Genomic DNA, 5,805 nt, shown 5'->3' on the forward strand with positions numbered 1-5,805 from the left:
CCCCTGAGGATTTAATTTATTATATTCTTTTTACTGCAGAACAGTTAGGAATGAATCCAGAATATTTTGCATTAGAATTTATTGGAAAAATAGATGTAGAAAGTGATTTTTACACAATTGTTTACAAATACATTCGAAACGTATCCCTTATAGATGTCGAAGATTTACGTTGGAACAATTATTTTTCTGTTGCCGAAAACAGAGCCCATTACATACTTTTTAACTCATGAGAATCATATCCGGAAAATATAAAGGAAGAAGAATTTCACCTCCAAAAGGCCTACCTGTTCGACCTACGACAGACATGTCTAAAGAAGCATTATTCAATGTTTTGAATAACCATTTTAATTTTGAAAATCTCAAAGTATTAGATTTGTTTGCAGGGACAGGAAACATAAGTTATGAGTTTGCTTCTCGCGGTAGTACACCCATAACTTCTGTTGATGGTGACTTTGGTTGCGTAAAATTCATCAAACAAGTTGCCTCTGAATATGATTTTAATATAGCTGCAACAAAAAGTGATGTGTTTGCTTATTTGGAAAAATGCAAAACATCTTATGATATCATTTTTGCAGATCCACCTTATGGATTAGACCAAAAAACATTCGAGAGAATAGTGATGTTAGTTTTTGAGAAAGAATTACTCAACGAAGATGGTATGATGATTATTGAACACTCTAAGTATACGAAGCTCGATCACATGATGCATTTTTCATTTCAAAAAAGTTACGGAGGATCTATTTTTAGTTTTTTTGAAATTGAAAGCGAAGATGAAGATGATACTAAAGTAATTTCTTTGAATCAAGAAGAAGAGTAATTGTAATTTTTCAAGTTAATTTCTTTAAAATTTGCTGATACTTAGGCGTAAGAACCCCATATTTTAAACCTTCATTAACTACATATTCTGTTAGCGATTTTACTTCTGTAGTATTTCCAGCAAGAAAATCTCTATGCATTGATGATGTATTATCTTGCGGTGATTTCTCTAGTTTGGTTATGGTTTGAGCAATGATATCGTTCGGTAATTTGATCCCTTTTGCCAAAGCAACAGCAGATATTTCCTTTAATAATGCATTGTAAAGTTCTTTATTGCTAGGATTATTTAAAATACCGCCAATATTTTGATTTAAATAGGAAGTTGCAGAGGCTAAAGCGGAGATGAAAATAAATTTTTCCCAAACCGTTTCCTCGATATTTTCTACGAGATAGCTTTCGATTTTTGCATTTGTAAAAATAGATTGTAATGTTTCTAATTTTGAAATTGGTACTGTTGTAGAACCAAAAAATAATTTCTCATACGAACCAATTTTCTTAATATTTCCAGGAGCGGTAGTCATAGAAACAATATAAACACAAGCCTGTAAAATTGTATTTTCAGGAAATAGTGTTTGAATCCGTTCCGTTGCATCTACACCATTGTATAATGGCAGAATCATAGTTTTAGAGATAATACAATCTTTTATAGACATCAAACTGTTTTCAATATCATAGGTTTTTGTAGCACAAATAAGGACATCTAGAGTTCCAATATCTGATGGGTTATTAGAGATCAATTTAGGAAACACAATGCTTTCAGTAGTATCCGTCGTTATTTTCAAACCATTTTGCGCTATGACTTTTTGGGTATTACCACGGGCAATAAATATAATTTCGATAACATCTGAGTCTACGTAAGTCTTTGCTAATAATCCACCAAAATAGCCTCCTACTCCACCAATTCCTAAAATTCCAATTCTTGTTTTCATATAATAACTCCTAATTAGAAATACTTTATTGATTTTCTTCAAAAATACCGATTTTTTTGTAATAAACTTCTATTGTTTTGCAGTGAAAAAACAAATCAAAATGGTAACTTTGTTTTTTTGCAAAAAAAAAGAATACAATTCAAAAATTAATGCAACAATTACTAACGTAATTCTTTTCTGTTTTATGGTACTAAATGCTATTATCGTTGATGATCAAAAAAATTCGAGAGAGCTTATTAAAAGTTTCTGCGAATTGTATAGTAATGGAGTTATTCAAATTGTAGCCCTATGCCCTTCTGTTGATACTGCATTAATAGCTATCAAAACCCACAAGCCGGATTTAGTGTTTTTAGATATTGATATGCCCGAAAAAAATGGTTTCGAATTAATCAATAGTTTTGATGTACTGCCTTTTGAAGTGGTATTTGTTACCGGACATGCCAATCAGTATACAAAAGCTATTGAAATAAGTGCCATGAATTATTTAATGAAACCCATAAATCCATTAAACATAAAGGCCATTGTTGAACAATTCGAAACTAAAAAGGTATTGGCCAACACTGTAAACAGAAACGAAATCCTAAAAAATAATTTGAAAGGAAATCAAACTACCATTTTATTCCCGTCTAATGACGGTTTTACTGTAGTTGATATAACTGAAATCATAAGTTGCCAGTCACAAAATGGAACTGGAAAATGTACAATTATAACAACAAACGACATCATTGTAATTCATAAATATTTAAAAGATGTTCTTTCATTGTTGCCCGAAAGTAGTTTCATTAAAGTAAGTAGTAGCGCCATAATAAATAAGAAAAAAATCGTTTCTTTTAACAGTAAAACGTATACTCTAAAGATGTCAAATGGTTCCAATATTAAAGTTTCAGATGCTTATTATAACAAAACTAAACTTATAGATGCACTTGCCAACTAAAGTTTTACTTTTTCTTGTGTGTTTTTATGGTGTGTATTGTTCAGCTCAATACAAGCCTTCCATCAATTACACTACTTCAAATGGATTACCTAATAATGCAGTTAGGGCATTGTTTTTAGATAAAAATGAAGACTTATGGATTGGTACTGAAAATGGGATTTCGAAGCTGGAAAATGGAGCCTTTTCAAATCTAATTTTACCAAAAACTATTAATAATAACAGTTGCTGGGACATAGCTCAAGACCGCAATGGCAACTTATGGTTTGCTAGTTATGGAGGTGGAGTATACAAATATGACGGTTTACAATTTACTGTTTTTGATAAACAAAAGGGCTTACCATCATTACGAGCTCGAAAAGTATTGGCTCACAACGACAAAATTTATGTAGGTACAGAACTAGGAGTTGCCATTATTGATCCTAAGACCAACGCAGTAGCAGTTCCAAAAGGAATTGTACCGCATTTTGGAGTATTTATTGTTACGGATTTTGTAGTTTATAAAAATGAAGTATTTTTTTCAACGGCTAACGAAGGTCTTTTTAAAATTGTAACCAATAAAAACAAACCAGAAATTGTACCAATACATCAGTTTAAATATACCTACAGTTTGGGTTTATTTGAGGGAACTTTACTCAGCGCCAACAAAGGATTCCTGCAATCCTTTCAGATGGAAAAATTATTACAAGATCAACCAACTTCAAAATCTCTTGGGCAATCTATTTTTTGGGACTTCATTACAGATAGTGATCGTAATCTTTACGCGGCTGCTTGGGGTGTGTTTGACAACAGTGGTGGTTTGTATGCAATTGCAAATAACCAGATGAAAAACATTTCGGATTTGTACGGAATTGATTCTAAAAATTTATTGAATGTGGTGCACGCTCGTAAAAAAAACATTCTTTACGTAGGTTCAAAAGACAAAGGAATATACGAAATTCAGCTCGATAAAACCATTAACTACAACCCATTTGAAAATAAAACGATAGTGGATTTCACCTCCATCGGAGCAAAAAAAGTGATACTGCATCAGGATGGAGTCTCCTTTTTAGAAAAAGACAATACCATTACCACATCAGTTTCATTAACTGATTTTAAAAATGCAGAACTAGCGTACATTAAAAATTCAAAACAAGAACTGCCTTCACATGCTGACGGTTATTACGAATTAAACTATAAAATACCCGCAAACCAAATCGAATTTTATGAAATCATAAAACATCAAAAATCGTTTTGGATTAGCAGTAATATCGGTTTATTTGAGATGAGCTTTATAGGTAAATTAATCAATTACGCACCCATTCACAGTTATAAAATTGGGTTTACCTACGATCAGCAATTAATAGAAACGATTCCCTACGCGGGCGTTCGGGTATATGATGATATTACTAATTTAAAAGCCAAACACTACTCGGAATTTAATACGAATACCCCTTTGGACGTAGTTGGAATTTTAAATTCAAAAGACAAAAGCTACCTCATTTCAGTGTTCCAAGGATTGTTTGTTTATGAAAATAAAGCTTTCAAATCGCTGCTAAAAGAAGGGATTTGGAACGAAAGCAAACTCAAATTTATTACCCAAAACAAGCAAGGAAACTTGATTATTGCATCTGAATTTGATGCTGTTTATATAATTGATAACACCAAATTTTTTAAAGTACTAAAAACAATTCCTAAAAATAAGTTGATTGGTACAACAATCACGTTTCTAGAAAGTTACCAAGACTATATTTTTATAGGTACTGAGAAAGGAATAAACTGCTATCATAATGGAGTAATGCAGTTATTTGATAAGGAACAAGGTCTGAAAGATGCCGCCATAACTAGTTCCCAAATTTTTGAAAATCAATTGTGGCTTGGCACTAAGAAAGGGTTTTTCACAATCGATTTAAAAAAAATTACTGCAACTAAAAATTCGGTTACGAATATCAAAATCAGTTCAATTGCCATTAATTCCGTTCTGATTGCTCCAAAAAACTACCGTTGGTTTTCGTATCAATCCAATCAATTAATTACAGATTATGAACACAATACAATCGCATTAGATTTTGTTCCAAAAGGACATTTGTACCCAAACAAATTAAAATTTAGATACCGCTTGAAAAAATCAAATCGATGGAGTCCTTATACAGAAAAACCATTCGTTTATTTGTCTTACTTACCAAATGACACTTACAATCTAGAAATTGAAGTTTTAGATTTACACGCCGGAAAAACAACGCGTTTTAGTATTTTAAAAATTATCATTCAACCTCCATTTTGGAAAACAGGCCTCTTTTATAGTACAATTGGAATTCTTATAATTCTAGGATCAGCGCTATTAATTTTCAGAATAAAAAAACGAGCCCAACAAAAAGCAGCAACCGAAAATCAACTTGCTAAGGCAAAACTAGAAGCCTTATTAAGTCAGATGAATCCGCATTTTACATTCAATGCTCTGCAAACCATTCAAGGTTTTGTTTTTAATAATGACAAACTAAATTCTACAATTTATATCAGCGAAGTTGCTAGTTTGATGCGTCAAACATTAGACAATTCTACCTACCAAACCATAACAATTGCTGATGAAATTAAATATTTAGAGACCTACATTGCTATTGAAAATAAACGATTTGACAACCGTATTCAATTTACAATTGAAGTAGATGAAAGCATCGATAAACACCAAATAGAAATACCTACAATGTTATTACAGCCCTTTGTAGAAAATATTTTCAAGCATGCTTTTGATGAAGAATCTCCTCACCCTACTTTTACAATTGATTTTACAATTACGGTTGATCAGCTGCTTCAAATCCAAATTTTAGATAACGGGAAAGGCAATACCAAAAATATAAATACCCACAATTCAAAAGGCATTGCCATTGCCAAAAAGCGCCTTCAAATTATCCAACCTAGCAATATAAATCCTATTCAAATCAATTTTTCGGAAACAGGAACTACAGTAATTATCCGATTAATTATTTAGCTGAAAAAAAATTGTAACATAGATTACCCATTTTATAGCCCAGAAACCCCAATTTATAATTTCGGGTTTTTTTGTTATTTTAAGTTTTTTAGTTTTGGGTTATAACTATCCAAATATCAATTCAAGATACTTGTTAATATTAATCAAAAAAAAATATAATT

5 protein-coding genes are annotated in these 5,805 nt (G+C 31.5%); 4 read left to right on the top strand and 1 reads right to left on the bottom strand.

Features of this window, described 5'->3' with window-relative positions:
• Together FPG59_RS13200 and FPG59_RS13205 are read left to right on the top strand one after the other, a co-directional pair.
• Positions 1-230, top strand: a 230-nt coding sequence (locus tag FPG59_RS13200) for a DUF3822 family protein (RefSeq protein ID WP_140344661.1), incomplete at its 5' end; no start/stop codon positions are given.
• Positions 227-817 carry an RsmD family RNA methyltransferase gene (locus FPG59_RS13205; protein ID WP_086455056.1) on the top strand — a complete coding sequence of 197 codons (591 nt, stop codon included), beginning with the start codon at positions 227-229 and terminating at the stop codon, positions 815-817. The genes FPG59_RS13200 and FPG59_RS13205, both read left to right, overlap by 4 nt.
• Before the next feature lie 10 nt (positions 818-827).
• Here FPG59_RS13205 and FPG59_RS13210 read toward each other — a convergent pair whose 3' ends face one another.
• Positions 828-1,745 carry a ketopantoate reductase family protein gene (locus FPG59_RS13210; RefSeq protein WP_086455057.1) on the bottom strand — a complete coding sequence of 306 codons (918 nt, stop codon included), beginning with the start codon at positions 1,743-1,745 and terminating at the stop codon, positions 828-830.
• A gap of 184 nt (positions 1,746-1,929) precedes the next feature.
• Between FPG59_RS13210 and FPG59_RS13215 the strand changes: the two genes are divergently transcribed.
• Positions 1,930-2,679: a LytTR family DNA-binding domain-containing protein gene (locus FPG59_RS13215; protein ID WP_217875913.1), complete on the top strand. Its 750-nt coding sequence runs from the start codon at positions 1,930-1,932 to the stop codon at positions 2,677-2,679.
• Complete coding sequence (locus FPG59_RS13220) at positions 2,669-5,644, top strand: histidine kinase (RefSeq protein ID WP_254906706.1); 2,976 nt, start codon at positions 2,669-2,671, stop codon at positions 5,642-5,644. The genes FPG59_RS13215 and FPG59_RS13220 overlap by 11 nt, the downstream gene beginning before the upstream one ends.
• Positions 5,645-5,805 lie beyond the last annotated feature (161 nt).

This window comes from Flavobacterium sp. FPG59 (genome assembly GCF_002150205.1).
Classification (GTDB): Bacteria; Bacteroidota; Bacteroidia; order Flavobacteriales; family Flavobacteriaceae; genus Flavobacterium.

What these genes read in the sequence shown, in the direction of transcription:
- FPG59_RS13205 (WP_086455056.1), top strand. Translation starts at nt 227, where the DNA reads ATGAGAATCATATCCGGAAAATATAAAGGAAGAAGAATTTCACCTCCA.
- FPG59_RS13210 (WP_086455057.1), bottom strand. Translation starts at nt 1,745, where the DNA reads ATGAAAACAAGAATTGGAATTTTAGGAATTGGTGGAGTAGGAGGCTAT.
- FPG59_RS13215 (WP_217875913.1), top strand. Translation starts at nt 1,930, where the DNA reads ATGGTACTAAATGCTATTATCGTTGATGATCAAAAAAATTCGAGAGAG.